The sequence below is a fragment of the Tolypothrix sp. PCC 7712 genome (assembly GCF_025860405.1).
GTDB classification, from domain to species: domain Bacteria; phylum Cyanobacteriota; class Cyanobacteriia; order Cyanobacteriales; family Nostocaceae; genus Aulosira; species Aulosira diplosiphon.
This window is the reverse complement of record NZ_CP063785.1, coordinates 5775722-5798362: the sequence shown is the minus strand read 5'-3', so window position 1 is coordinate 5798362 and position 22641 is coordinate 5775722. Positions and strand designations below refer to the sequence as shown.

The 22641-nt window shown below is 42.4% G+C and carries 19 protein-coding genes and 1 pseudogene; 14 read left to right on the top strand and 6 right to left on the bottom strand.

Features of this window, described 5'->3' with window-relative positions:
• The first annotated feature begins 85 nt into the window (after positions 1-85).
• Entirely contained in the window at positions 86-523 is a 438-nt protein-coding gene (locus HGR01_RS23810) for a hypothetical protein (protein ID WP_045874177.1), read from the top strand.
• 685 nt (positions 524-1208) lie between these two features.
• On the opposite strand, the gene HGR01_RS23805 is transcribed toward HGR01_RS23810, so the two are convergent.
• A complete protein-coding gene (locus HGR01_RS23805; RefSeq protein ID WP_045874178.1) occupies positions 1209-4976 on the bottom strand; it encodes a CHAT domain-containing protein in 3768 nt (1255 codons plus the stop codon).
• A 245-nt stretch (positions 4977-5221) separates the two neighbouring features.
• Between HGR01_RS23805 and HGR01_RS23800 the strand changes: the two genes are divergently transcribed.
• The 3 genes from HGR01_RS23800 (at position 5222) to HGR01_RS23790 (ending at position 6805) form a co-directional block, all read left to right on the top strand.
• Entirely contained in the window at positions 5222-5602 is a 381-nt protein-coding gene (locus HGR01_RS23800; protein ID WP_045874179.1) for a hypothetical protein, read from the top strand.
• A gap of 227 nt (positions 5603-5829) precedes the next feature.
• Positions 5830-6261: a hypothetical protein gene (locus tag HGR01_RS23795; RefSeq protein WP_045874180.1), complete on the top strand. Its 432-nt coding sequence runs from the start codon at positions 5830-5832 to the stop codon at positions 6259-6261.
• 31 nt (positions 6262-6292) lie between these two features.
• Positions 6293-6805, top strand: coding sequence for an endonuclease domain-containing protein (locus HGR01_RS23790; RefSeq protein WP_228045420.1), 513 nt, complete (start codon positions 6293-6295; stop codon positions 6803-6805).
• A 56-nt stretch (positions 6806-6861) separates the two neighbouring features.
• On the opposite strand, the gene HGR01_RS23785 is transcribed toward HGR01_RS23790, so the two are convergent.
• Together HGR01_RS23785 and HGR01_RS23780 are read right to left on the bottom strand one after the other, a co-directional pair.
• A complete protein-coding gene (locus HGR01_RS23785; protein WP_045874181.1) occupies positions 6862-8193 on the bottom strand; it encodes a ParB N-terminal domain-containing protein in 1332 nt (443 codons plus the stop codon).
• Between the two features lie 25 nt (positions 8194-8218).
• The gene (locus HGR01_RS23780; RefSeq protein ID WP_155539625.1) at positions 8219-8356 is read right to left on the bottom strand and encodes a hypothetical protein; all 138 of its coding nucleotides are present in this window, start codon (positions 8354-8356) and stop codon (positions 8219-8221) included.
• Between the two features lie 1287 nt (positions 8357-9643).
• Here HGR01_RS23780 and HGR01_RS23775 point away from each other — a divergent pair.
• The 10 genes from HGR01_RS23775 to HGR01_RS23730 all read left to right on the top strand — a co-directional run bounded on the left by HGR01_RS23775 (position 9644) and on the right by HGR01_RS23730 (position 19508).
• Positions 9644-10849, top strand: a complete 1206-nt coding sequence (locus HGR01_RS23775; protein ID WP_045874182.1) for an ABC exporter membrane fusion protein — start codon at positions 9644-9646, stop codon at positions 10847-10849.
• A gap of 101 nt (positions 10850-10950) precedes the next feature.
• A complete protein-coding gene (gene devC / locus HGR01_RS23770) occupies positions 10951-12129 on the top strand; it encodes an ABC transporter permease DevC (protein WP_045874183.1) in 1179 nt (392 codons plus the stop codon).
• 186 nt (positions 12130-12315) lie between these two features.
• The gene (locus tag HGR01_RS23765; RefSeq protein ID WP_045874184.1) at positions 12316-13320 is read left to right on the top strand and encodes an NAD-dependent epimerase/dehydratase family protein; all 1005 of its coding nucleotides are present in this window, start codon (positions 12316-12318) and stop codon (positions 13318-13320) included.
• A gap of 57 nt (positions 13321-13377) precedes the next feature.
• Complete coding sequence (locus HGR01_RS23760; RefSeq protein ID WP_045874185.1) at positions 13378-14364, top strand: glycosyltransferase family 2 protein; 987 nt, start codon at positions 13378-13380, stop codon at positions 14362-14364.
• A 39-nt stretch (positions 14365-14403) separates the two neighbouring features.
• A complete protein-coding gene (locus HGR01_RS23755) occupies positions 14404-14877 on the top strand; it encodes a DUF2141 domain-containing protein (protein WP_045874186.1) in 474 nt (157 codons plus the stop codon).
• A gap of 238 nt (positions 14878-15115) precedes the next feature.
• Positions 15116-16339 carry a glycosyltransferase gene (locus HGR01_RS23750; protein WP_045874187.1) on the top strand — a complete coding sequence of 408 codons (1224 nt, stop codon included), beginning with the start codon at positions 15116-15118 and terminating at the stop codon, positions 16337-16339.
• A gap of 76 nt (positions 16340-16415) precedes the next feature.
• Positions 16416-16601, top strand: a complete 186-nt coding sequence (locus HGR01_RS23745; protein WP_264263520.1) for a hypothetical protein — start codon at positions 16416-16418, stop codon at positions 16599-16601.
• 43 nt (positions 16602-16644) lie between these two features.
• Entirely contained in the window at positions 16645-17904 is a 1260-nt protein-coding gene (locus tag HGR01_RS23740) for a glycosyltransferase (protein WP_045874188.1), read from the top strand.
• Between the two features lie 134 nt (positions 17905-18038).
• The gene (locus HGR01_RS23735; RefSeq protein WP_155539629.1) at positions 18039-18197 is read left to right on the top strand and encodes a hypothetical protein; all 159 of its coding nucleotides are present in this window, start codon (positions 18039-18041) and stop codon (positions 18195-18197) included.
• A gap of 45 nt (positions 18198-18242) precedes the next feature.
• Entirely contained in the window at positions 18243-19508 is a 1266-nt protein-coding gene (locus HGR01_RS23730) for a glycosyltransferase (RefSeq protein WP_045874189.1), read from the top strand.
• A gap of 433 nt (positions 19509-19941) precedes the next feature.
• Here the strand turns inward: HGR01_RS23730 and HGR01_RS23725 are convergent.
• From HGR01_RS23725 to HGR01_RS23715, 3 genes and pseudogenes are all read right to left on the bottom strand, one after another.
• Positions 19942-20166, bottom strand: a pseudogene (locus HGR01_RS23725) (GMC family oxidoreductase); the annotation flags it as partial.
• Positions 20167-20512: 346 nt separating this feature from the next.
• Entirely contained in the window at positions 20513-22009 is a 1497-nt protein-coding gene (gene lnt / locus HGR01_RS23720) for an apolipoprotein N-acyltransferase (protein ID WP_045874236.1), read from the bottom strand.
• 143 nt (positions 22010-22152) lie between these two features.
• Positions 22153-22251 (bottom strand): HepT-like ribonuclease domain-containing protein, encoded by a 99-nt coding sequence (locus HGR01_RS23715; protein ID WP_235623131.1) that lies wholly within the window; start codon positions 22249-22251, stop codon positions 22153-22155.
• Between the last annotated feature and the right edge of the window lie 390 nt (positions 22252-22641).

The window sequence follows — 22641 nt, the reverse complement described above, 5'->3', positions numbered from 1 at the left end:
TGTGTCGCTAACTACAGCAGTTTTTCTGTGCATGGCATATACTACTCTATGATTATTCTTAACAGAATTCTCTTGAAGCTCAGTAATGAACAGCATCTTTACCCCCGAAGAAATTACTGCCCTCTCTGCGGAAATTGACCGCCAGTTAATAGAACTGCGCTCTGCTCCAGATTCAGCGCAAAAACAAGGAGAGGATAAAATATCAGATGAAAAGTTGCTGGTAAAACAAACCGAAGTAATTACACAAGTTACACAAGAAAATTCTCGGAGTTTTTTGCAGAAATTTGGACGCGCTGCTAAAAGTGATTTATGCCAAGAAGGGGGAATGCTGAATAAGCAGTGGCAGAAATGGGGTGATTTGGATAATAAGGATGCTGTGGAACGCTTGGGTGGGGTGTTGGTAGGGATGGGTTTTTCGGGGGATGTGTTATCGCCTTTAGTTGTTGCAATTACGGTGATTATTATTCATATTGGGTTGAAAGCTTTTTGTGAAGATTATTCTTCGGAAGTGGATAATAAATGAATTTTGCATCACGCACAGGCGCGGAGAGTAAGAGTAGTAGGGTGTGTTATGCCGTAGGCTAACGCACCTCATACCATTTTGAAAAAAATGCGACAGATGGTAGGAGCAAGGCAATGCCCAGTGGTGTCCACTTAAGCTAAAAGCTATATAGGCGGGCGTTGTGCAAAAACTTTCGCCCTCATCCCCTAACCCCTTCTCCCCCGGGAGAAGGGGAATTAAATCTCTTGCTCTCACAGGAGAAGGGAAATTAAATCTCTAGAATTGTGCAAAAACTTTCGCCCTCATCCCCTAACCCCTTCTCCCCCGGGAGAAGGGGAATTAAATCTCTTGCTCCCCCAGGAGAAGGAAAATTAAATCTCTTGCTCCCCTCTCCCACCGGGAGAGGGGTTGGGGGTGAGGGCGAAAACCTTGCAACCAAGCGGGTTTCGCGTTAAGTTGACACCTATGGGCAAGGCATTGCCTAGAATAATTGATGTGTCGCAAATATGATCGCGGTTATCGGTTGAGTCTACACAGTCTTAAGGGCACGGCAGTGCCGATGCCCCTACAGGTGACGATATAATTTTGTCTGGCATCTAACATCAGAAGCGCGATTTTTGACTTGGTATTAGATTCTTGGCGGTGCGTTGCGCTGCGCGACAACACACCCTACTTTTACGGTGAATTACGAATTACGAATTACGAATTACGAATTATTTAATAACGCTTCAAGGGATTGAGGGTCAGCAATACCCCGCAGGATAGCGGAGATAATCATAGAATGTTCCAAATTTAACGGCTCGCACAGTATATTCTCATCTCGCTCGCCGGCTAAGATGCGACGGATGGGAGCAACGAGATTTGGCAAATCTTCTGCACGATTCTTTATCTCAATTTCTAGCTGTTCCCTGATTTCTGCATTATCCACAACAGCTACTACCCCTGCAATCAACCGCCTATATTTCCGCAACTCATACTGTGTCCCCGCAAACGCCGCTTTTTCTTGTCTTGCTTGGCGACGATATTCTTTAGCTTGGATGCTGTCGCCCTGCTTGTCGGCAATATCTGCCAAGATGTCATAGGCGTTCCAAATCTTAGCCGCAGCTGGGTCTAAGGTTTTCTTGATAGCTAATGCTTCTTCTGCCAATTGTCGGGCTTCGCTGAGGCGGTGGGGTTGGTTTTGTAGTATGAAAGCGAGGTTACTTAATATTTGAGATGCAGTTGCTTGATTTTCTAATTGTTGAAATTGCTTCAAAGCCTTACGAAACCAAGCCTCTGCCTCTCCCAGGTTCCCTGTAAGTGCATTGAGATTGCCTAATTGTTGCCAAGTACTTGCTGCATCTGCCAGATTTCCTAGAGATTCTTTAATTTGTGCTGATTTTCGGTAGGCATCTTCCGCAGCGTCCCACAAATTGCCTTCTTCGTACACTATACCCAGGTTATGCCAAGCCTTGGCTTCTGTTGCTGGTTCGTTGAGTTGCTGGAAAGTAGTCAGTGCTTCACGGTAACGCTGTTCTGCTTCTGAAAGATTGCCTTGCTGCATGGCTAGAGTTCCGAGTTGAAAATTTGATACCGCAGCGTTACGAGGGTCTCCAACTTCTTGGGCAATATCTAATCCTGCTTCATAAGCAATGCGTGCCTCACCATAATCTCCCATATCCGTCAGCGTATCTGCCAATTCAGTCTGCGACGTTCCCATCAGTTGCTTGACATTATCAGACTGTTCCAACTGCTGCGCCACTACCAACGCCTGACGGTAAATTTCTGCTGCTTGTGCTGTTTGTCTTTGCAATCTCAAGCACCGCCCCAGCCAACCCAAAGTATTACAGCGGTTATAGCTTGGTTGTTCGCCCAACTCTGCCAGTATCTCACTAAACACTTGCGCTGCTTGTTGATAGCGACCAGCATTGAATAATTGCTCGCCTGAACTACTACGGCTGAGATACCATGTATCAGAACCTACTTCCCCAGTTAACTGAGCAATCCGTTGATTTAATCTAGTGCGATCGCGGTTAAGTCCAAAGTAACCAAGAAATCTGTTTACATTTTTAACAAACTCTACCGCCCATTCTATACCTGCATTCAACGTCCCATTAACTGCATAAAGTAAATTCGGTAATTCCCGTTCGGCAATGGCACGAATTATATGAGGATTTTTGCTATCTTCAAAATACAAATAGCTAGAAATTTGATAATACCACTCTTGATAATGGGCAAGCAGTTCTGTCTGTGCTTCTGGGGATAAGCGCTGCCACAAGGCAGGTGCTAAGGTGGGGTGAAATTTGAGAAAAGGATAGCGGACACCAGGCAAATATTCGGGCTGAATTAAACCAGTGGCTTCTAAAGCTGGGCGCAAAGTTTGCCATTGTGACTCAGAAATTTCTGTAATTTCCAGCAAGTTAATGTCAAACGCCCCGCCCTGAAACACGCCTAAACGAGGCAACAACTGCATTGCTTCAGCATCCAACCTTTCCAAAGATAAATTCAACGATGCCAAGAGGGGATTATCTGGTGTTTGGGCAATCAACGCTTCTAAGCGTTGTCCCAACTCTGCCGGACGGCGATTTTCCAACTGTTTCGCTAACAAACCAATGGACAGGGGATGAAAATCCACCAGTTTAAATAATTCCAATAATACGCCCCGTTTAGGTGGGTCAAATTTGGGTGCTAGCGTCAGTTTAATCAAACTCTGGAAATACGCTAGGGCATCTTCTTGTCCCAAACCTCGCAAAGATAAGGAGATATGTTTGCGACTGCCTTGTGTGGGATAATCGGGATGGTGAAAATCTGGTGTGCGAGTGGTGAGTAATACCCGACATTCCCCAACCTCAGACCACTGTTTTGCCACAGTTAACAGTTCCCGGAGAGTTTCTACTGGCAAGGTTTCTAAGTTATCTAAAATCAGCAAAGTAGCTTGCTTACGCAACGCCTGAGTTGCCGCCGCCCCATCAATTAAACTCTCGTCTAACACTGTCGCCAGGGTGCTAACTGCCCAGCCTACAGCATCCACACCACCAAAAGCAGCATAATCTACAAAACAAACTTTCTCAAACATCCCTGTGCGGTGTAACCAACGTCCTGCTTCCTGGACAAGATAGGTTTTTCCCTGTCCACCAAAACCCGATACTGTGAGGCGGCGCGTTCCCTGCACAAACCATCTTTCTATCTGCCATAATTCCCGGCTACGACCGAAGAATCCAGCTTCTTGTAAATCCGGCAAGTTTCCCCATTTTGGTGACTCGCCGCTTTCTTGGTTGTTCAAGTCTTGCTGCAATAATGAGGTATCCCCAGCCGCTTGATACAACGCAGGTAAAAACCAATCTTGCAATTTTAACTGTACTCGTTGCTCACCCCGTTGCCGTTCTCCCCGTTGTTGGTTGAGATACAAGTCTCGCCGCGCATTATCTAATGCTTCACCCATACCAGCACCAGATACTAAACCCTGATAAAATTTAGCAAACAGTTGTTGGGTAGTTGTCACTAATACCGAATGAGTCATTGCCAAGACTGTGGGAATACCTGCATGGGTTAACCTAGCGGCTACACTACCCATTGCATCTTCTCCATCTTCCCCACCCATCGCCGCCGACTGACAGGCAGACAAAACAATTAACCCCACTTTTTGCCGATTCAGCATATCACCCAAGGTTTCGGCAGTAATCAGGGCTTTTTTCCCTTCTTTATCCTCAAATAACAAATAACCTATATTGCCGCCGTTCTCGTTCCCGCCTTTAGTTAGTCCCACGGGGTCGCTATGTTTAGCCTGTTCTTGGAAACGCCCATCTAAATCAAATACCCCATGACCGTCAAAATGCACAATATCAACAGGGGGTTGGCGCGAGTCTTCTAGCCGCGCTACTAAATTATCCAAGGTGGCTGGACGCAAAAATTCTACCTCAACTCTTCCGGCTGCTGCTTGTTGAATGGCGTTCAATACTGCCATTGCTTCACCACGGGGGTCAATAAATCCCGCATCACTGGGACGACTGACGACAAACAATAACCGCAATCGGTCTTTGACTTGCACTTTAAACGGCCTGCGTCCACCCCCTGCACCAGCCAAGCGGCGACGAATCGAAATGCGGGGATTTTCGTGAAATAAATAAGTACCTTGTGGGTCGCGTAACAATTCCCAAGGCAGGGATAAAATTGCTGGATGACTAGCGCTGATTGTTAATAAGCGTCCTGGTTGATTTTGATCTTGAAAATAATTAAACAGCCGTTGAGCAGTCCGATGTTGAAAAACCGCATTAAATAAATCTTCGCCCCATTGCCGGAATTTTTTTGCTATCCCTTCCGCCCGTGTATCGTCTACATCTGTGGTGTAACGTGCCGCATAAGTTTCTAAGTACCAGCGAATCTCTTCTCTGTCTGCTGCACTCAATGGTGAGGCAAAATCCAGCCTCTCAGTGTCTTGCCCATCAAATGTGACAATGACTTGATGATTCTCTGGGAAGCGGAGATTTAATTCCATAGCCGGCGGTTTGGGTGTAGAAGCTTACTTTAGATGATACAAGCTGTTTAGGGTGAATTACGTAAAGATGCTAGGCGATCGCGTTTCCTTATATTCTAGAGGGCATGGCAGTGCCTATTTGTGTCAATTTAAGGTGAAAGCCGCTTGGTTGCAGGGTTTCGCCCTCACCCCCAGCCCCTCTCCCACCGGGAGAGGGGGGCAAGAGATTTAATTCCCCTTCTCCCTGAGGGAGAAGGGGTTAGGGGATGAGGGCGCGAGGTATTTGTACAACGCCCGCTAACAACAGAAGCCACTATTGGCTTAACGATAGTGGCTATTCTCAACTCAATAGCGGCTTTCCTCAACTCAGTAGTGGCTATTCTCAATTCAGTAGTGGCTATTCTCAATTCAGTAGTGGCTATTCTCAATTCAGTAGTGGCTATTCTCAACTCAATAGCGGCTTTCCTCAACTCAGTAGTGGCTATTCTCAACTCAATAGCGGCTTTGCTCAACTCAATAGTGGCTATTCTCAACTCAATAGTGGCTTTGCTCAACTCAATAGTGGCTTTGCTCAACTCAATAGTGGCTTTGTTCAACTCAGTAGCGGCTTTGCTCAACTCAATATACAAGGGTGTGTTATGCCATAGGAATCGCGCACCTGAGATTCTTGACGGTGCGTTGCGCTGCGCGACAACACACCCTACTAAAGTTTTTATTAATACTTCTTTCCTTCTGCCTTTCTTTGTAATTAAATACCGAAATATTACTGATATTAGCTGAAAATTATATGTTCAAAAACTGCTATTTATGCTGAACCAGATTTCGATTTAATTAAGGCAAGCTATGTTTAGAATTATTTAACCGGGGCAAATTTATGAGTCGCAAAAAACGTAAATCCAGCGTTTTAGAAAAAGTTAAGTCAAGAGCAGATGGGATGAAATTGATCGATCCAAGTCTGAAACTGGATGATGATTATAGTCTGGACAAACTGCTAGAGTCAATGGAACAGTTACGTAATAAACTTGAGGTTCATAATAACGCTCTGGCTTTAGCTGATTCTTCTTTAACTGAAGTTGAAGAGATGGAGAAAAATTTGAATAAACTTTCTCAAAAAATGCTAATGCTAATTGCTATTAAGTACGGCACAGATAGCCCTCAATATGAAACAGCAGGTGGTGTTCGAGATAGCGATGGCTTCGCCAACGCCAAGGGCGAACGCGTCCGCAAAATGAGGTCGAGCCGCATGAAAAATGTTGCCCAACAAGCATTAGATAATAATAGTAAAAGCGCGAGTCTTAGCGCATAGAATAAGACTGTTGGTCAATTCACGTTTTATTATGGAATATGAACCCTCACCCCTACCCTCTCCCTGTGGGAGAGGGAGTAAGGAAAAAGAACAGGAACAAGAGAATCAACAAAAATATAAAAATAACTCTTATCCCCCTCTCCCTGAGGGAGAGGGGCTAGGGGTGAGGGCAGAAATTGCACAATTAGCAGGTAACAACCGACAAATTCCCGATGTATTATTAGAACGCGCTCGCGAATTAAGAAAACAAGAAACACCAGCAGAAACAATATTGTGGGAATGTTTAAGAAATCGACGTTTATTAAATAAAAAATTTCGCAGACAACATAATATTGATAGATATATTGTTGATTTTTATTGTCACGAAAAATTACTAATTATCGAGGTAGATGGTAGTATTCATGCAAGTCAGCAAACTGAAGATTATATTAGAGAAAACTGGTTGCTATCTCATCAATTTACTGTTATTCGCTTTAGTAATGAGCAAATATTTAATGATATCGAGTCAGTTTTATATACAATTGCTCAAGCCCTCATCCCCTAACCCCTTCTCCCTCAGGGAGAAGGGGAACTGAGCAATGCTAGACTCTCCGTCCTTTATCATCCCATTTTCTGACATCGCTTTCCTGTCCACTTCTCCCAGCGCCCAATTCCCCGGCTAATCAACTCTTCATTTTCATCACCGATAAAACAAATTCGCCCCATGCGATCGCAAGCAATTAGAACTTCACCATTCCCCATAAAAGGCGCAATTACAAAATTATTGGGACTGGTATATAAATTAATTAAGTAATTGACAATTGCTTCTACACCTTCAAGATTAATTGCTGTTTGGGGCTGGGATAGAGATTGATGAGAGAAAATCCCTACATAGATATTTCCTAATAGTAATTCGTACTGAAAAGGCATTTGATTGTGCCTATAGAATTCGTAAATCTGCCCTTGCGATCGCAGTACTGCTACAACCCGCGCTTCCCCAGCCAAATAATTATGGTTCCAAGTTGAGGAAAAAGTTGCGATCGCCAATGCTGCATCTGAGGGTAGCAGGTTCATGAAATCCTGCTTGGAAGTATCGCCACAATATACCAAATGTCTCCCCAGCATCCATTGCTCGCCCACTGTCACCTTGATAGCTGAGTTCGCTAATTTCTCGCCTGACTCTTCTGAGGGACGCTGGTTTTTTTTGAGCAGTAACTTTGTTTCTTTCTCAGCCAAAGCACTGTTGTAGGCTAAAATCTGTAAATCTTTTTGCTGATTTCGCGCCTCAGTTAGCAGTTTTGCTTGTCTTTGTGCTGCTTGGATATCTCCTTGCGTCTGGGCTAATTCCAACGCCTGTTGTGCGGCTTCTGCTAAAGCGCGTTCCTGACTACCAGCTCTAGCTATTTTTAATAAAGCCGTGGGACTTTCTGCGATCGCAGTTCCCTTAATCATTTGTTTGACATCGGGGTGAATCCCTTTCGCAATCTGCTTTCCATGCTGAAAAGTGCGCTCAGAGTAACCAGCTTCCTTGGCTAACTCCACAGTTCGTTTTGCAGGTAGTGAAATCATTTCACCACCTTTGAGAGTGTGTTGATTATCTCCCGCCTTCGCCCGCAATCCCATGCGTTCCAAAATGCGATCGCGTTCTAACCATAATTCCGAGCGTTCTAGCGGTTCTAGCTCATTGCGGATTAAATTCTCATCAATTTCCGCTAACCGCGCTTGTTCTGCATTTTGGTAAGTCACAATATTACACGCGATCGCATCTAACCCCAACAGCTTACAAGCCGTCAACCGATGCAATCCTGCAATCAAATTCAGCTTTTGATCCACCGTAATCGGATTCAACAGACCATTAGCCTTAATTGATTCCTTCAACTCATTCACCTTATCACCCTTAATTGGGCGACGATTGCAACCAACGAGAATCTGATTTATTGGCACAATAGGCATAACTACTGTTCTTCAGTGCAGCCAGTCAAAACACCAACCATAGCATTAAGATATCAATAGTCAAGGGGCATGGGGCATTGGGCATGGGGCATGGGTAATGAGTAATGAGTAATGAGTAATGAGTAATTGGAATATCTCCCAGTCCCCAATCCCCAGTCCCCAATACCCAATCCCCAGTCCCAAATTTCCCCAGACTGTCTAATGGTACACAAATGAATTAACAGTAATTGATTGATAATATTAATGTGAGTTGATTAGCCATAATATCTAAGAGCTAAATGAGGAAAATTATACCATTTTGAAAAAAGAACGCGACAGATGAGTAGGGGCACGGCACCAGTAAGATATTTGATATGCCAAAAGATTGAGGATGCCGTGCCCTTACAAAGAATTTATCTGTCGCAAACATTATTTGAATTGGTATTACTTAGTGTATATTAATCGTTTCCTCGTCATTTGTTCGAGATATTATGGAGATTCAATAACAAATTAGACCGTGAAAACTGATTGACAAGCTAAAGTGTTTTTGCAATACTTTAACAAAGCTTTATCCGAGTTTTCTAGTCATATCAATCAGCGCTACATTATTTGGGAGATTTTTTGTTGCTAGCGCTACTTAATTCTTAAGTTCTGGAATTTGTTGGCTATAGAAGATAAAACTAAGGATGCTTAGTAGTAGCGTAATTAGCAATTCAGCTAAACCACATTTAGTTTGCATATCTATAGCCAAGTGCTGAGTATAAAACCAGTTGATTTAAGGCTTTGAGCAATCAACACCATTCAGCAACAGATGCAAGAGTACAACATTGATATGGCGAGGTGTAGGGACACGGCAGTACCCAGTGATGTCAATTTAACGTGAAACCCGCTCTTGTGAAAGGTTTCGCCCTCACCCCCAGCCCCTCAGGGAGAGGGGAGCAAGAGATTCAATTCCCCTTCTCCCTGAGGGAGAAGGGTTAGGGGATGAGGGCGCGAGGTATTTGTACAACGCCCACCCTATCGCTTTTAGCTGAAGTTGACACCTATAGGCACTGCCTTGCCCAGATATACTCTACTTGATAAATCCTTGTACCTTGCTGGGTTTTAAAGACATTATTGGCGTTGCTTTAATTCATATTGAGTGCTTCTACACGGAGAATATCGGCTTGTAACGAATTATCTTTCTAACCTAAAAAAGCGTAAAAAAATTACCTACAACTAATCAGACTTATTCCATGCCTGCTAGTCCAATGAAGGATGAAGGATGAAAATACTTAAGAAGAAATAAAAATTAGTAGTTAATATACTGATTTTTCTAATATTGGACAAGTAATCTACCAATTAATTTACTTCATATCATCCTGAACTTTTAGACTGAGTTTAAACAGCATAAAGTGGGATAAGTCGAATGTAATCAAGTGAGATAGACCTTTAAATTATTCCCCCGACACAGCAAAACTGGAATAAAAATATGACAGCAAACAAAGAAAATCCGTTATTCTCTAAACCTATTCATCGGTGGCAAATTGTTTTAGGAGTTTCTGTCATCTTAGCTACTGGGTTAGCATCTTTTTACGGTTTATCAACATTATTCTTTCGCTCTAATCTTTACACTCGCCCAACTAATACCCCCACAAAACCTGCGCCTGCAAAAGTTGCGATTACGGCTTTAGGACGTTTACAGCCGGAAGGCGAAATTACTTATTTGTCTGCACCTAATTCCATTAACGGTGTACGAGTTGAAAAACTCTTGGTTAAGGAAGGAGATAAGGTACAGGCTGGACAAGTTTTGGCTTACCTGGAAGATTACAATCGTGCGACAGCAGCTTTGCAACAAGCTTTAGATAAACTGCAAGTAGCCAAAGCCCAACTAGCGCAGGTAAAATCTGGTGCGAAAACTGGAGATATTGACGCGCAAAAAGCAACAATCGCCAGCTTACAATCCCAATTAAAAGGAGATGTTGCAACCCAAGAAGCCACAATTGCACGTCTCCAGGCGCAGGTAGAAAATGCCAAAACCGAAAACGATCGCTATCAGCAATTGTTCAAACAAGGTGCGATCGCAGCTTCTGTAGGCGATAGCAAAGCACTGCAACTCAAAACTGCACAACAGCAGCTGGAAGAAGCCAAAGCCACCAAAAAACGTACTCAAGATACCTTGCAAAGCCAAATTAAACAAGCACAATCGCAACTTAGCAGTGTCAAAGAAGTACGTCCTGTAGATGTAGAAGTAGCACAAACCCAAGTTAGAAGTGCTACAACTGCAGTCAAACAAGCAAAAGCCGACCTCGATTTAACTTATATCAAATCGCCCATCGACGGCACAATTTTAAAAATTCATGCCAGAACCGGCGAAGTAATTGCTACTTCCGGCTTTGCTGAGATAGGTAACATATCTCAAATGTATGTAGTTGCAGAAGTCTACCAAACCGATATTCAAAAAGTGCGTAAAGGTCAAAAAGTGACCATTACCAGCCCAGCCATTGTAGGAAAATTGCAGGGAACCGTGGAAAATGTAGGTTGGCAAGTTGAGAAGCAAAGTATCTTCAGCCTCAACCCCAGTTCCGACACCGATCGCAAAATTATTGAAGTCAAAATCTGCATAGACGATCCAAAAGAAAGTGCCAAGGTATCACGCCTCACCAACTTACAAGTGGATGTAGCAATTCATATTTAGTCAACAGTCAACGGTCAACAGTCAACGGTCAACAATCAACTGACCAATGACAAATGACCAATGACAAATGACCAATGACAAATGACAAATGACAAAAATTCATGAATTTTAAGATTCCTTTAGCATGGCTACAATTAGTCCAGCAAAAAGTTCGTTTTCTGGTAGCTGTAGCGGGGATTGCTTTTATTGTGCTGCTGATGTTTATTCAGCTAGGTTTCCAAGATGCACTTTATTCTAGTGCTACTGCAGTACATCAAAGCTTGAAAGGAGATTTGTTTGTAGTTAGTTCTCAATACAAATCTTTGACTTCCAATCAAAGCTTTTCTCGGACTCGTTTATATCAAGCTTTGGGGTTTGATGGTGTTGAGTCTGTTAGCCCCATGTATGTGCAATTTGCCAAGTTGAAAAACCCGGTAAATAACGAGAAATATTCAATTTATGTGATTGGGTTTGATCCAGGCAGATCTGTTTTAAATATCCCAGAGGTTGAAGAGAATTTAGATAAGCTCAAAATTACGGACATGATGCTGTTTGACAGAGATTCACGTTCCGAGTTTGGGCCGATTCCAGAAAGATTCGATCAAGGTCAGACCGAACAAACTGTTGAAATCTTTCCCTTTAACTCTTTAATTGGTTATCGTGTTAGAGTTGCAGGTTTATTCAGTTTGGGGCCTTCCTTTGGGGTAGATGGTAACTTAATTGTTAGCGATTCAACTTTTCTCAGAATCAATCCCAACACCCGCCCTGCGGAAATGATTGACGTGGGTGTAATTACCTTAAAACCAGGTACAGACCCTAATAAGGTGCTGAAAGATTTACAAGCATCCTTACCTAATGATGTGCAAGTTTTTACATACCAAGGTTTCATTGATTTTGAGAAACAATATTGGGCTGTGAGAACACCAATCGGTTTTATTCTCAGCTTAATGCTAACAATGGCTTCTGTGGTAGGTGTAGTAATTGTTTACCAAATTCTCTACAGCAACATTGCTACACAATTCGTAGCTTACGCAACATTAAAAGCTATGGGTTATGCCAATAGATATTTATTAAATGTTGTCTTTCAACAAGCTTTGATATTGGCAGTTTTAAGTTATATACCCGGATTTATCTTTTCCGTGCTGTTATATGATTTTGCCATGAAAGCAACAAAACTGCCCATTGTGATGACATTTAATAATGCATCATTAGTCTTTGTATCAGCCACATTAATGTGTTTAACTTCAGGGTCTTTAGCTATCAACAAACTACGTTCTGCTGACCCGGCTGATATTTTCTAATTCTTGTTCTTGTCGGTGTCTTTGTTCCTCTGTGCTAGATAAATTATTTTCTCAACACATAGACACTCAACTAAACACATATTAGTTGCCTAATCACTTTGTTAAGTAGTTGACAGTCAACAGTTAACAGTCAACAGTCAACACCATTAGTTTTCTTTACTTCCCTTCATCAATCATCTCTGCTTTATGAACTTTGAAAATAAAACTATTCTGATTACCGGAATTGACGATTTTATTGGCTATCGTGCGGCTGAGTTAGCCATAGCCAAGGGAATGAAAGTCAAAGGACTACAAAGTTCTGGTACTCAGGATACAAAAGCAAAAAATTTAGGCGTTGAGGTGATTGTTGGTAAAATTAACGATGCCAAAACTGCTCAAAAAGCTTGTGAAGGAGTAGACATCGTTTTACATACCGCTCAACTTGCTCAAGAAGCTGGCCCTCTGAAAGATTTTCGTGAGGTGAATGTTGACGGAACCATCACAATAGCGAAAGCAGCCAAAAGTGCTGGTGTCAAAACTTTTGTGCATCTTTCTAGCGTATTGGTGTATGGGTTTAATTATAGCGATCGCGTCACTGAATCCGAGCCGCTAGCTGAAGAAAGCAACCCCTACTGTCAAACCAAAATTGAAGCAGAAGTTGCATTATTACCACTCAATAACCCGCCAGATTTTGGTGTAATTGTAATTCGTGCCGGCGATGTTTACGGGCCAGGATGTATCCCCTGGGTAGCGCGTCCGGTTCATTTTATGCGCCAAAAATTATTCGCCTATGCTAATGATGAGCATGGAGTAATCAATCATGTCTATGTTGATAATTTGATTGATGCTATTTTTCTAGCTATCGAAAAAGAAACCTACGGCGAAATCTTCAATATCACCGACGGAGAAAACACTTCCTGGAAAGAGTATTTTACCCGTTTAGCAGCAATATCTGGTTCACCAGAACCCATGTCTATTGGTAAAGACGAAATCAAATTATTTTTGAAATTGCGCGCTCAAGGACAAAAGTTATTTCGTAAAAAAGCCGATATTCTTCCAGAGTCTATAGATTTTATGACTCGTCCCTATGCTTGTTCAATTGAAAAAGCTCAAAGCCTTTTAAATTATGCACCAAAAATTGATTTGGAAAAGGGCTTACAAATTACCAAAGAATGGCTAGAAAAAACAGACCTACAAAACCTAATGAAATAGTCTAACAGTGCTGAGTCCTGAGCCTTCAGGACTCAGCATTCAGCACTACCAAAACTTATGAGTAATTCTCTGCGGCGCTTAAGCATTGGACTACCTGTATACAACGGCGAGAAATTTATCCGTGAGTCTATAGATTGTATTTTGAATCAAACATTCCAAGATTTTGAATTAATTATTTCTGATAACGCCTCTACAGATAAAACAGAAGAAATTTGTAGAGAGTATGCTGCTAAAGATAACCGTATTCGCTATTACCGTAACGCCACAAATATCGGTTGCGCTCGTAACTTTAATCGTGCTTTTGAATTGTCTACAGGCGAATATTTTAAATGGGTAGCCTATGACGATTTACACGCCCCAGATTTTATCCAAAAATGTATAGAAATACTTGACCAAGACCCCACAGTAGTTTTGTGTCATGCCCATACATCTTACATTGATGAACAGGGAAAATTTATCCAAACCTACGACATTAAATTTAAAACTGATTCATCAAAACCCCAAGAACGTTTTCAAGAGTTGCTGACCAAGCATTACTGTTATCAAATATATGGTGTAATTCGCGCCGATGCTATCAGGAAATCCCCATATATTATTGGCTGTGGAGCCGCAGATGCAATTTTTTTATTAAGGTTGGCTTTACTTGGTCGGTTTTATGAAATTCCCGAATATCTCTTTTTTGCTCGTAGCCATCCCCAACAATCAATGAGTATGTTTTTACCAAACTACCTATTGGCTAACAGCAATAATCAAAAAGAATTACTCAGCGAGTTACCAGATTTTTATGGTTATGCTGTGTGGTTCGATACAGCAAATGCGGGGAAAATTATCTTCCCACATTGGAGAATTTTAGGGGAAGTTTTGCTATCAATTTGGAAGTCGCCTTTAAATTGGCAGGAAAAATTATCTTGCTTGCTCGGGATGCCAAAACGTTTACAGGGAACTGAATATTTATTGCTTAAAGACTTACAGCTAGCTGCTCAAACTCTGTGGAAAAACCGCCAAAACTTTTATCAACGTTTGTCAGTTTTGAGCGGCGGTTAATTACTTCCCAATCATACCATTTGAGGAGACTCATACATGATGTTAAAACTATCTAAAATTACAGCCTTAGCGATCGCAACTTTCGCCAGCCTCACCTCCATTCAGCTTGTGAATGCTGCACCAGCGCAAACCCTGACTGTCGTAGTCAATGGTATCAAACACCAAAAGGGACAAATTTGTATCGGAGTTTATTCTCAAGACAAAGAGAAAGGATTTCCCTCCAATACTTCCAATGTATTACAAGGTGTTTGTAAAAAAATTACAGGTAGCACCTTAAAACACCAATTTTCCGGCTTAAAGCCTGGAAATTACGCTGTCGCCATCGTTGACGATCAAAATGGCGATCGCAAAGTCAATAAAGATTTTTTCGGTATTCCCACTGAAGGATTTGGTATTTCCAACAACCCTACAGTCTCCATCCAAACTGGAACACCCAAATTCCGCGATGCTAGTTTTGCAGTCAACAAAAACACCACCGTCAACATCACAGTCAAATATTCCCTTGACCCCTAAAAAAGCTGAAGTTGGGGAATTGTAGGGTGTGTTGTCGCGCAGCGCAACGCACCACCTGAGGACAAACTACCCAGCAGATCCCCGACTTCTTGAAGAAGTCGGGGATCTAAACCCCACTTAAGCAATTCACGGTGCGTTACGCCGAAGGCGTAACGCACCCTACAAAATTTGTAATTACGAATTACGAACTACAAATTGATATGGCTCATCACCGCTTCTTGAGGAGGCTTTATAATTAATGCCAGATTTGGTCAAATTTCTGTGTAACTCGTTGTTGGGTTGGCTGGCAATTCAGGTATGTTTAACCCTGGTGTTTTTGGTGTCTCTGAATCCAAGCCAGAAGAACTTGTTACCAGATGACCAGTTACCCAAAACAGCGGTGATTCTCTGTCTACGTGGAGCAGATCCATATCTGAGACAATGTTTGCGTGCTTTACTCAAACAGAACTACCCCAACTATGATTTAAAGGTTGTTGTCGATCATCAAGAAGACCCAGCTTGGAACATTGCTGTTGACACCATCCAAGAACTAGGCGCAGTTAATGTTGAAATTAGCGCATTGCGAGCAATAAACAACAATTCTAGTCTCAAGTGTAGTTCTCTAGTCCAAGCAGTCTCAGAATTAGACAATTCCTATAAAGTAGTCGCTTTAGTGGATAGCCATACTGTCGTTCATCCTAATTGGCTGCGCGAATTAGTTAACCCCTTATCCCATCCTAAGGTAGGAGCAACCACAGGTAATCGTTGGTATGTACCCACAGGTAAACACTGGTGGTCTTTAGTACCTTATATAGCTAACGTCTCCTTAGTTATACAGATGTATCTGTTTGGCATACCTTGGGGTGGGACTTTAGCGATTAAAACCGAAGTCATTCAAAAAACAGGACTACTCGATAAATGGAGTCGTGCTGTATGCGAAGACATCATGATTCGTAGCGTCTTGGGAAAACATAGGCTGCAGGTAAAATTTGTACCTTCTTTATTGATGCTCAATCAGGAAGAATGCGATTTACCCACCTTAAGAAACCAGATTGAGCGTCAACTCACTTTTTCTCGGCTTTATCATCCTCAACCCTCAGCGATTTTTGGTGATACGTTTTCCAGCATCTTGCAACCGACTTTAGTCTTGATGTGTTTGCTATGGGCATTATTTACTTCGCAATGGGATGATTTCGTCTTTTTGCTGGCGTGTTATAGCAGCTATACCTTTGGATTACTTTGGCTCATGCTGATTTTAGAGCATGGAGTCCAGCAAATAATTCGCGATCGCCATCAAAAACCAACACCAATTTCATTTCCCACCATCATCAAACTCCTCATCGGCATTCCCCTAACTCAATGGCTTTATGGGTTAGGAATGTTGTCTTCTTTGAGAATGTCTACAATGAACTGGCGTGGTATCACCTACCGCATTTCCGGCCCTTGGAATATTCGGTTAGTAGAGTATCGGAAGTATCGGTGAGGGATTGGGGATTGGGGACTGGGGACTGGGGATTGGGGATTGGGGAACTCGGGGCCCCCTCTGGGGATAAGGGGTAATGGGGATTGGGGACTGGGAGATGAGGGAGATGAGGGAGATGAGGGAGAGAAATTCCAATTACGAATTACGAATTACGAATTACGAATTACGAATTACGAATTACGAATTACGAATTACGAATTTCCCATGCCCCATGCCCCATGCCCATTGCATTAAGAATTTTCCAGAAATCTTTGCTGCGTAAATCCTAAAACAGCACTTTCATGGAATCTTCTAGGTGAGCAAACATGAACGATTTGGCGAGATTGTTGTCTCAGATTGTACTGGGATGGCTGGCCATTCAGGTATTTTTGATTCTTGTTTTCTTGTGGAATTTGCGTTCTAATCAGGGGAAATTATTGCCAGATGACAAGTTACCCAAAACTGCGATCGTTCTTTGTTTGCGGGGTGCAGATCCTTTTCTGCCTAATTGTTTGCGTGCTTTATTAAATCAGAACTATCCCCAGTATGATTTAAAGCTGATTGTTGATCGTCAAGAAGATCCAGCTTGGAAAATTGCGACTGATACTATCCAAGAGCTAAAAGCAACTAATGTTGAAATTAGCCCTTTGAGAATTATTCGCAAAAACTGTAGCCTGAAGTGCAGTTCTCTACTGCAAGCAGCGTCAGATTTAGATGATTCCTATCAGGTAGTTGCTTTAGTCGATGCTGATACCATCGTTCATCCTAATTGGCTGCGGGAATTAGTCAGCCCTTTAAATAATCCCCATATTGGCGCAACAACTGGTAACCGTTGGTACTTACCTACAGGTAAATATTGGGGTTCTTTAGTGCGCTACATCTGGAATGTATCTGCAGTTGTGCAGATGTATTTATATGGCATTCCTTGGGGTGGAACTCTCGCTGTCAAAACGGAAGTACTGCGTCAAACAGGGCTTTTAGATAAGTGGAGTAAGGCATTTGGCGAAGATACTATGATGCGTAGTGTCTTAGGCAAAAATAAATTACGGGTAAAATTTGTACCTTCCTTATTGATGCTAAATCGGGAAGAATCAGATTTACCCAGCTTAAGATACTGGCTACAGCGTCAATTAATATCTTCGAGGCTGTATCATCCCTGGTGGTTAGCTGTAGTTGGCGACACGATTTTGACTATATTATTGCCAACTCTGCTGATTGTATTGTTCGTAGCAGCATTATTTACCCAACAATGGAACACTGCAGTTTTCTGCTTGAGTTGTTACATTGGCTATATGTTGGGACTTCTCTTGCTGGTAATTGTTTTAGAAAAAGAGATACAGCAAGTCCTGCACCGTCATGGTGAACCGATAACAAAACTCGCACCAGCAACCATCTTCAAAATTTTCATTGGGATTCCCTTTACCCAGTGGGTTTATGGTTGTGCCATGTTTCTCTCTGTGTGGATGTCAAAAGTCAAGTGGCGCGGCATCACCTACGATATCAAAGGCCCTTGGAACATTCGCCTCCTCGACTATCGCCCTTATAAAATCGTAGACCAACCAAGCGATCGCAAACTTTCTCTTTAGGTGATTGTTGATTGTTGACGGTTGACGGTTGACTGTGGACTGGGGATTGGGGAACTCGGGGCCCCCTCTGGGGATAAGGGGTAATGGGGATTGGGGACTGGGGAACTCGGGGCCCCCTCTGGGGATAAGGGGTAATGGGGATTGGGGATTGGGAACTGGGAACTGGGAACTGGGAGATATTCCAATTACTCATTACTCATTACTCATTACTCATTACTCATTACTCATTACTCATTACCAATGCCCCATGCCCAATGCCCCATGCCCATTCTCATGAAATTTCTGCTGCGTAAATCCTAAAACCAAAACCAGCTTTTTCATGAAATATCTCCTTTATTATGACAAACCAACCTCTGCGGATTGCTCTCTTTACAGGATTGTATGCTCCCTTCCTTACAGGGGTTTCAGTAGCAGTACATCAGCGAGTTCGTTGGTTATTAGAGCAGGGACATGAAGTATTTCTCATCCATCCCGAATTTAATGATAAATACCCCAAACAAGTTGGGAATCGTCCGATGCCAGGATTAGAAGAGTTACAGAAATTTCCTAACTTTTCTTCCTATGCATTTCCTACTCAACCACTGATTTTCTATAAGTCTCTACCTCAACCATTAAGTTACAAACATTGGAGTGATACTAAATTACTGTTGAACTTTCAACCCGATATTATCGTTGTTGAAGAATCAGCCCAAATGAGAGGAGCTTACTCAGTTTTCTTGCAAGGGTACGGTCGTGCTGTAGGAGTTAAATATGCCAAGCAAACAAAGACTCCGATTATCTCAGTTTTCCATACAGATATCGTTGCCTATATCAAATATTACTTAGGTAGCTTCTTCTTTAGCTTACTGCGTCCAATTATTCCCTTAATAGTTAAGCAAGTCAGCGATGCTTACACCGTCAATGTATTTTCCTCGCGGGAACAGCTAACTAAATACCAGAAATTACAATGTCAACGCGGGGAATACTTGCCCTATCAAGGTATTAATTGCGAAAAATTCCATCCTCGTAATATTTGTTATGATCCCATACCAGGCGATCGCAGACCAACCATCCTCTTTGTTGGACGCATTACCGCCGAAAAGAATGTTACCCAATTAATAGATGCATTCCCTCACATTGCTGCCAAAATTCCCGATGTACATTTAGTTATCGTTGGTAGCGGCCCCTTAGATGAGCAAATCAAAAAACGCGCCCAAAAGTTTAAATCGGGAATTACGATTTGGGGAGAATCTCACGGGACAGAACTTTTAGGTTGGTTTGCTAGAGCCGATGTTTTTGTTAACCCCTCCGTCACCGAAAACTTTTGCACCACTAATAACGAAGCGCTAGCTTCCGGAACTCCTGTAGTTGCAGCTTTAGCACCCTCAACCGCAGAACAAGTGATTCCCGGACATAACGGCTTCCTGGCTGAACCCAACAACCCAGCAGATTTCGCCCAAAAAATCATTGCTATTTTAGAAAATCCCGAACTGAAAACAGCAATGACTCAAAACGCTCGCCCTTCGATATTAGACTTTGATTGGTCAGTTTGCCAGGAGAAGTTTGAAGAAAAGCTCTATCAGCTAGTTGCTTTATCAAACAAGGAAAAGGTGATGGTTAATTAGCAACTTCCGGCTAAAAAATCTGGTGTTGCTGTGTAATACCAATTCACACAAATCCTGACACAGGTAGATTTTTCTTAGGGGTTTAGCATTGCTCATTGGTGTCAACTTAAGCTAAGGTGTCAACTTAAGCTAAAAGCTATATAGGGTGGGCGTTGTACAAATACCTCGCGCCCTCATCCCCTAACCCCTTCTCCCGCAGGAGAAGGGGAATTAAATCTCTTGCTCTTGGTGGGAGAGGGGTTGGGGGTGAGGGCAAAAACCTTGCACAAGAGCGGGTTTCACATTAAGTTGATACAGGTGAGCATTGCTAAACCCTCTACCTAAATACTTTTGTTAAAATTAGGCACACTAGCACAATACTAATCCCTTTCCCTTTTCCCCTTTCCCCATTACCCCTTATCCCCAGAGGGGGCCCCGAGTTCCCCATTCCCCTTTAACTCATTCTTGCTAACAAATGCTCTCCAACTCGCAAAGCATTAGCAATAATAGTCAACGATGGATTAACCGCAGCACTAGAAGGGAAAAAGCTGCCGTCAACCACATAGAGATTATCAATATCATGGGTGCGGCAATTAATATCTAGTACTGAAGTTTTAGGGTCTTCTCCAAAGCGACAAGTTCCACACTGATGACCTACTTCTTTAACAGTAAATTTTTGTTTAACTTTGTTAACCCAATCCAGCGATAAATTACATCTCCAAATATAGTTTCAAACAGAATTATAAAAATTGAGTTTTTCAATTTTTATAAAAAACTTTAGTAGACATCCCCTATTTATTTTGTCATCATTGAGCAGCATTTATTGCTGCTAATATTGCTTTTTACACTAAATCAAAATTTCAATTTGTAATGGCGATGACCAGTTGCTAAACTAAGCAATATAAGTTGAAGCTGCATATAACAAATAAGCAGATAATTTTGTAGTTAAAACTGCAGTTCTCATGACAAGAGTAGGGTGTGTTGTCGCGTAGCGCAACGCACCAAAGCTGCTAAATGTGAATAATTTACTCTTCAGTTGCGCGCTGCATTTTCCAATTCACTAACCAAGCTGCGCCACTGGATATTAGTAATACAGGTGTCAACCAATCACCCCAACGCACATATAAAGTTTCTGTTTGCCGTTTATATATCGTTTCGGCGTGAATTTCGTAGGTATTATAGCCAGAAATCCACAAGGTTTTACCATGAGGGTCGATAAACCCTGAATATCCTGTATTTGTCGCCCGTACAGACCATCTATCGGTTTCAATCGCCCGCATGATATCCTGTGCATGGTGCTGGAATGGCATCGCAGCAGTGTAATGGGCATCGTTGGAGGAACTCAGGATAAATTGCCCACCTGCAGCCGCTTGACGGCGAAATTGAGCAGAAAAAGCGGAGTCGTAACAAATGCCTGCGATCGCACGCCCAAATGGTGTATCAAATATTTGATTGGGTGAACCATGCACTTGATGTTCGTCCAATGGTGATAAACGCTGAATCAGTTTACCTAAAATCTCTTCAAAGGGGATATATTCACCCAGTGGTACGAGTTTGGTTTTGTCGTAGCGGCTAACAACTTCACCATTACCTGTGTAGGTAAATAGACTATTGGTATAGCTGCGTCCTTGTTCGCCAAAAGCGCCAATCCAAGCTACCACGCCTTTTTCCTTGATAGCGGAGATGATGGGAGTTGTGCCTAAGTCACGCTGAAAAAACGGTAAAGCCCCTTCTGGAGTTAGGACAGCATCCACACCCTGGTCTGCTAAAGTTAAATAGCCATTGGTGTAACCTGCGATCGCTCTTCGCAATCCTTCGGGTTTAAGTTTAATAATGTTGGGAATATTACCCTGCACAATCCCGACTTTTAAAGCCTTGTCTGCTGGTTTACTCAGGGGAATGCTGTATAAGCTAAAACCAATTATGTGTAGGGTAATGAATAATCCAATTGCGATCGCTAAATATTTATTCGCGTAAATCTTCTTGTCTTTACGGTGCATCCACGTCTCAGCAATTAAACCATTCACGGCGACAATTGCGGCTGTCACAGCACTCGGCCCAGCTAGTTGCCCCAGATGTAAAATTACTAAATTATGCGGACTTTGGGTGTAAGAAAGCGAACTCCACCACAAATCGCCAGCACTCCAAATTCCTTCTAAAGCGCACCAAATAGCTGTGCCAATCAGCACACGTAAAAGCGGTTTCTTACCTGCAAAACGCACCATCAAAGCCGCCCACACAACTACTATTGCTGCCCCCCAAAGGGTAACGAAGGTTAAACAGAAGGTGGTAATTGCCAAGCTTGCTAACCAAGGAACACCCAACCAATCCATCGGATGAATGCCGGTAATCCAGAATAAAGCTAATCCGTGATAGCCAATACCCCAAAATAAAGGTAAAAGGAGAAATTTTCGCCTTTTACCTGCTAATTGCGTATTTTCTTTATTAATTAAAACCCAGAGAGGAGCAAGGGCTATCCAAGCTAAGAACCATGCGCCCACAGGGGCCACAGTCAGCCCCATCAATACCCCACTGATCAAGGCTAAAGTGTAAAGGCTAAAGGATGAAAACAGCTTTTTTGTTTGATATTTCACAATTACCCCAATTCTTGCAAAATCACCTCAACAGTTGCCTTTAATTGAGGCAAATTCTGCTCAATCACGCCTCAAATTCGATTTAAATTTACTTTTAAATAATCATGAATCAGCACATCTCTAAAACCAGCTACTTGCTGCCAAGAGATATCTGGATAAGCTGCTCGGATTTCGGGAGATAATCTCTTTGTTGCCTCCCCAATAATTTCAAAATTTTTAACGACACATCAATATATTCTAGAGGGAACGGCGTGCCGTGCCTCTACAATCTGTCGCATTCTTTTTTCAAATTGGTATTACTCAACAAAAAAACCGAACAATAATTTTTTTTGGAGGGGGTTTGGGGGACGCAACCGTCACCCAATCGGGGGTTTGGGGGAGAATCCCCCAATTCTTCTGGCTTCTTTAATCAGTGTTACTAAATCAAATAATGTTTGTGAAACATCAATATATTCTAGAGGGCACGGTGTGCCCATTGGTGTCAACTTAAGCTTAAAGCTATATAGGGCGGGCGTTGTACAAAAACCCTCGCCCTCATCCCCTAACCCCTTCTCCCGCAG

Excerpts from the sequence above, each read along its gene's own strand:
- HGR01_RS23805 (WP_045874178.1), bottom strand. The coding sequence starts at position 4,976 with ATGGAATTAAATCTCCGCTTCCCAGAGAATCATCAAGTCATTGTCACA.
- HGR01_RS23755 (WP_045874186.1), top strand. The coding sequence starts at position 14,404 with ATGTTAAAACTATCTAAAATTACAGCCTTAGCGATCGCAACTTTCGCC.
- HGR01_RS23750 (WP_045874187.1), top strand. The coding sequence starts at position 15,116 with ATGCCAGATTTGGTCAAATTTCTGTGTAACTCGTTGTTGGGTTGGCTG.
- devC (WP_045874183.1), top strand. The coding sequence starts at position 10,951 with ATGAATTTTAAGATTCCTTTAGCATGGCTACAATTAGTCCAGCAAAAA.
- HGR01_RS23785 (WP_045874181.1), bottom strand. The coding sequence starts at position 8,193 with ATGCCTATTGTGCCAATAAATCAGATTCTCGTTGGTTGCAATCGTCGC.
- HGR01_RS23760 (WP_045874185.1), top strand. The coding sequence starts at position 13,378 with ATGAGTAATTCTCTGCGGCGCTTAAGCATTGGACTACCTGTATACAAC.
- HGR01_RS23740 (WP_045874188.1), top strand. The coding sequence starts at position 16,645 with ATGAACGATTTGGCGAGATTGTTGTCTCAGATTGTACTGGGATGGCTG.
- HGR01_RS23765 (WP_045874184.1), top strand. The coding sequence starts at position 12,316 with ATGAACTTTGAAAATAAAACTATTCTGATTACCGGAATTGACGATTTT.
- HGR01_RS23810 (WP_045874177.1), top strand. The coding sequence starts at position 86 with ATGAACAGCATCTTTACCCCCGAAGAAATTACTGCCCTCTCTGCGGAA.
- HGR01_RS23735 (WP_155539629.1), top strand. The coding sequence starts at position 18,039 with ATGGGGATTGGGGATTGGGAACTGGGAACTGGGAACTGGGAGATATTC.
- lnt (WP_045874236.1), bottom strand. The coding sequence starts at position 22,009 with ATGGGGCTGACTGTGGCCCCTGTGGGCGCATGGTTCTTAGCTTGGATA.
- HGR01_RS23775 (WP_045874182.1), top strand. The coding sequence starts at position 9,644 with ATGACAGCAAACAAAGAAAATCCGTTATTCTCTAAACCTATTCATCGG.
- HGR01_RS23795 (WP_045874180.1), top strand. The coding sequence starts at position 5,830 with ATGAGTCGCAAAAAACGTAAATCCAGCGTTTTAGAAAAAGTTAAGTCA.
- HGR01_RS23745 (WP_264263520.1), top strand. The coding sequence starts at position 16,416 with ATGGGGATTGGGGACTGGGAGATGAGGGAGATGAGGGAGATGAGGGAG.
- HGR01_RS23790 (WP_228045420.1), top strand. The coding sequence starts at position 6,293 with ATGGAATATGAACCCTCACCCCTACCCTCTCCCTGTGGGAGAGGGAGT.
- HGR01_RS23800 (WP_045874179.1), top strand. The coding sequence starts at position 5,222 with ATGAGGGCGCGAGGTATTTGTACAACGCCCGCTAACAACAGAAGCCAC.
- HGR01_RS23730 (WP_045874189.1), top strand. The coding sequence starts at position 18,243 with ATGACAAACCAACCTCTGCGGATTGCTCTCTTTACAGGATTGTATGCT.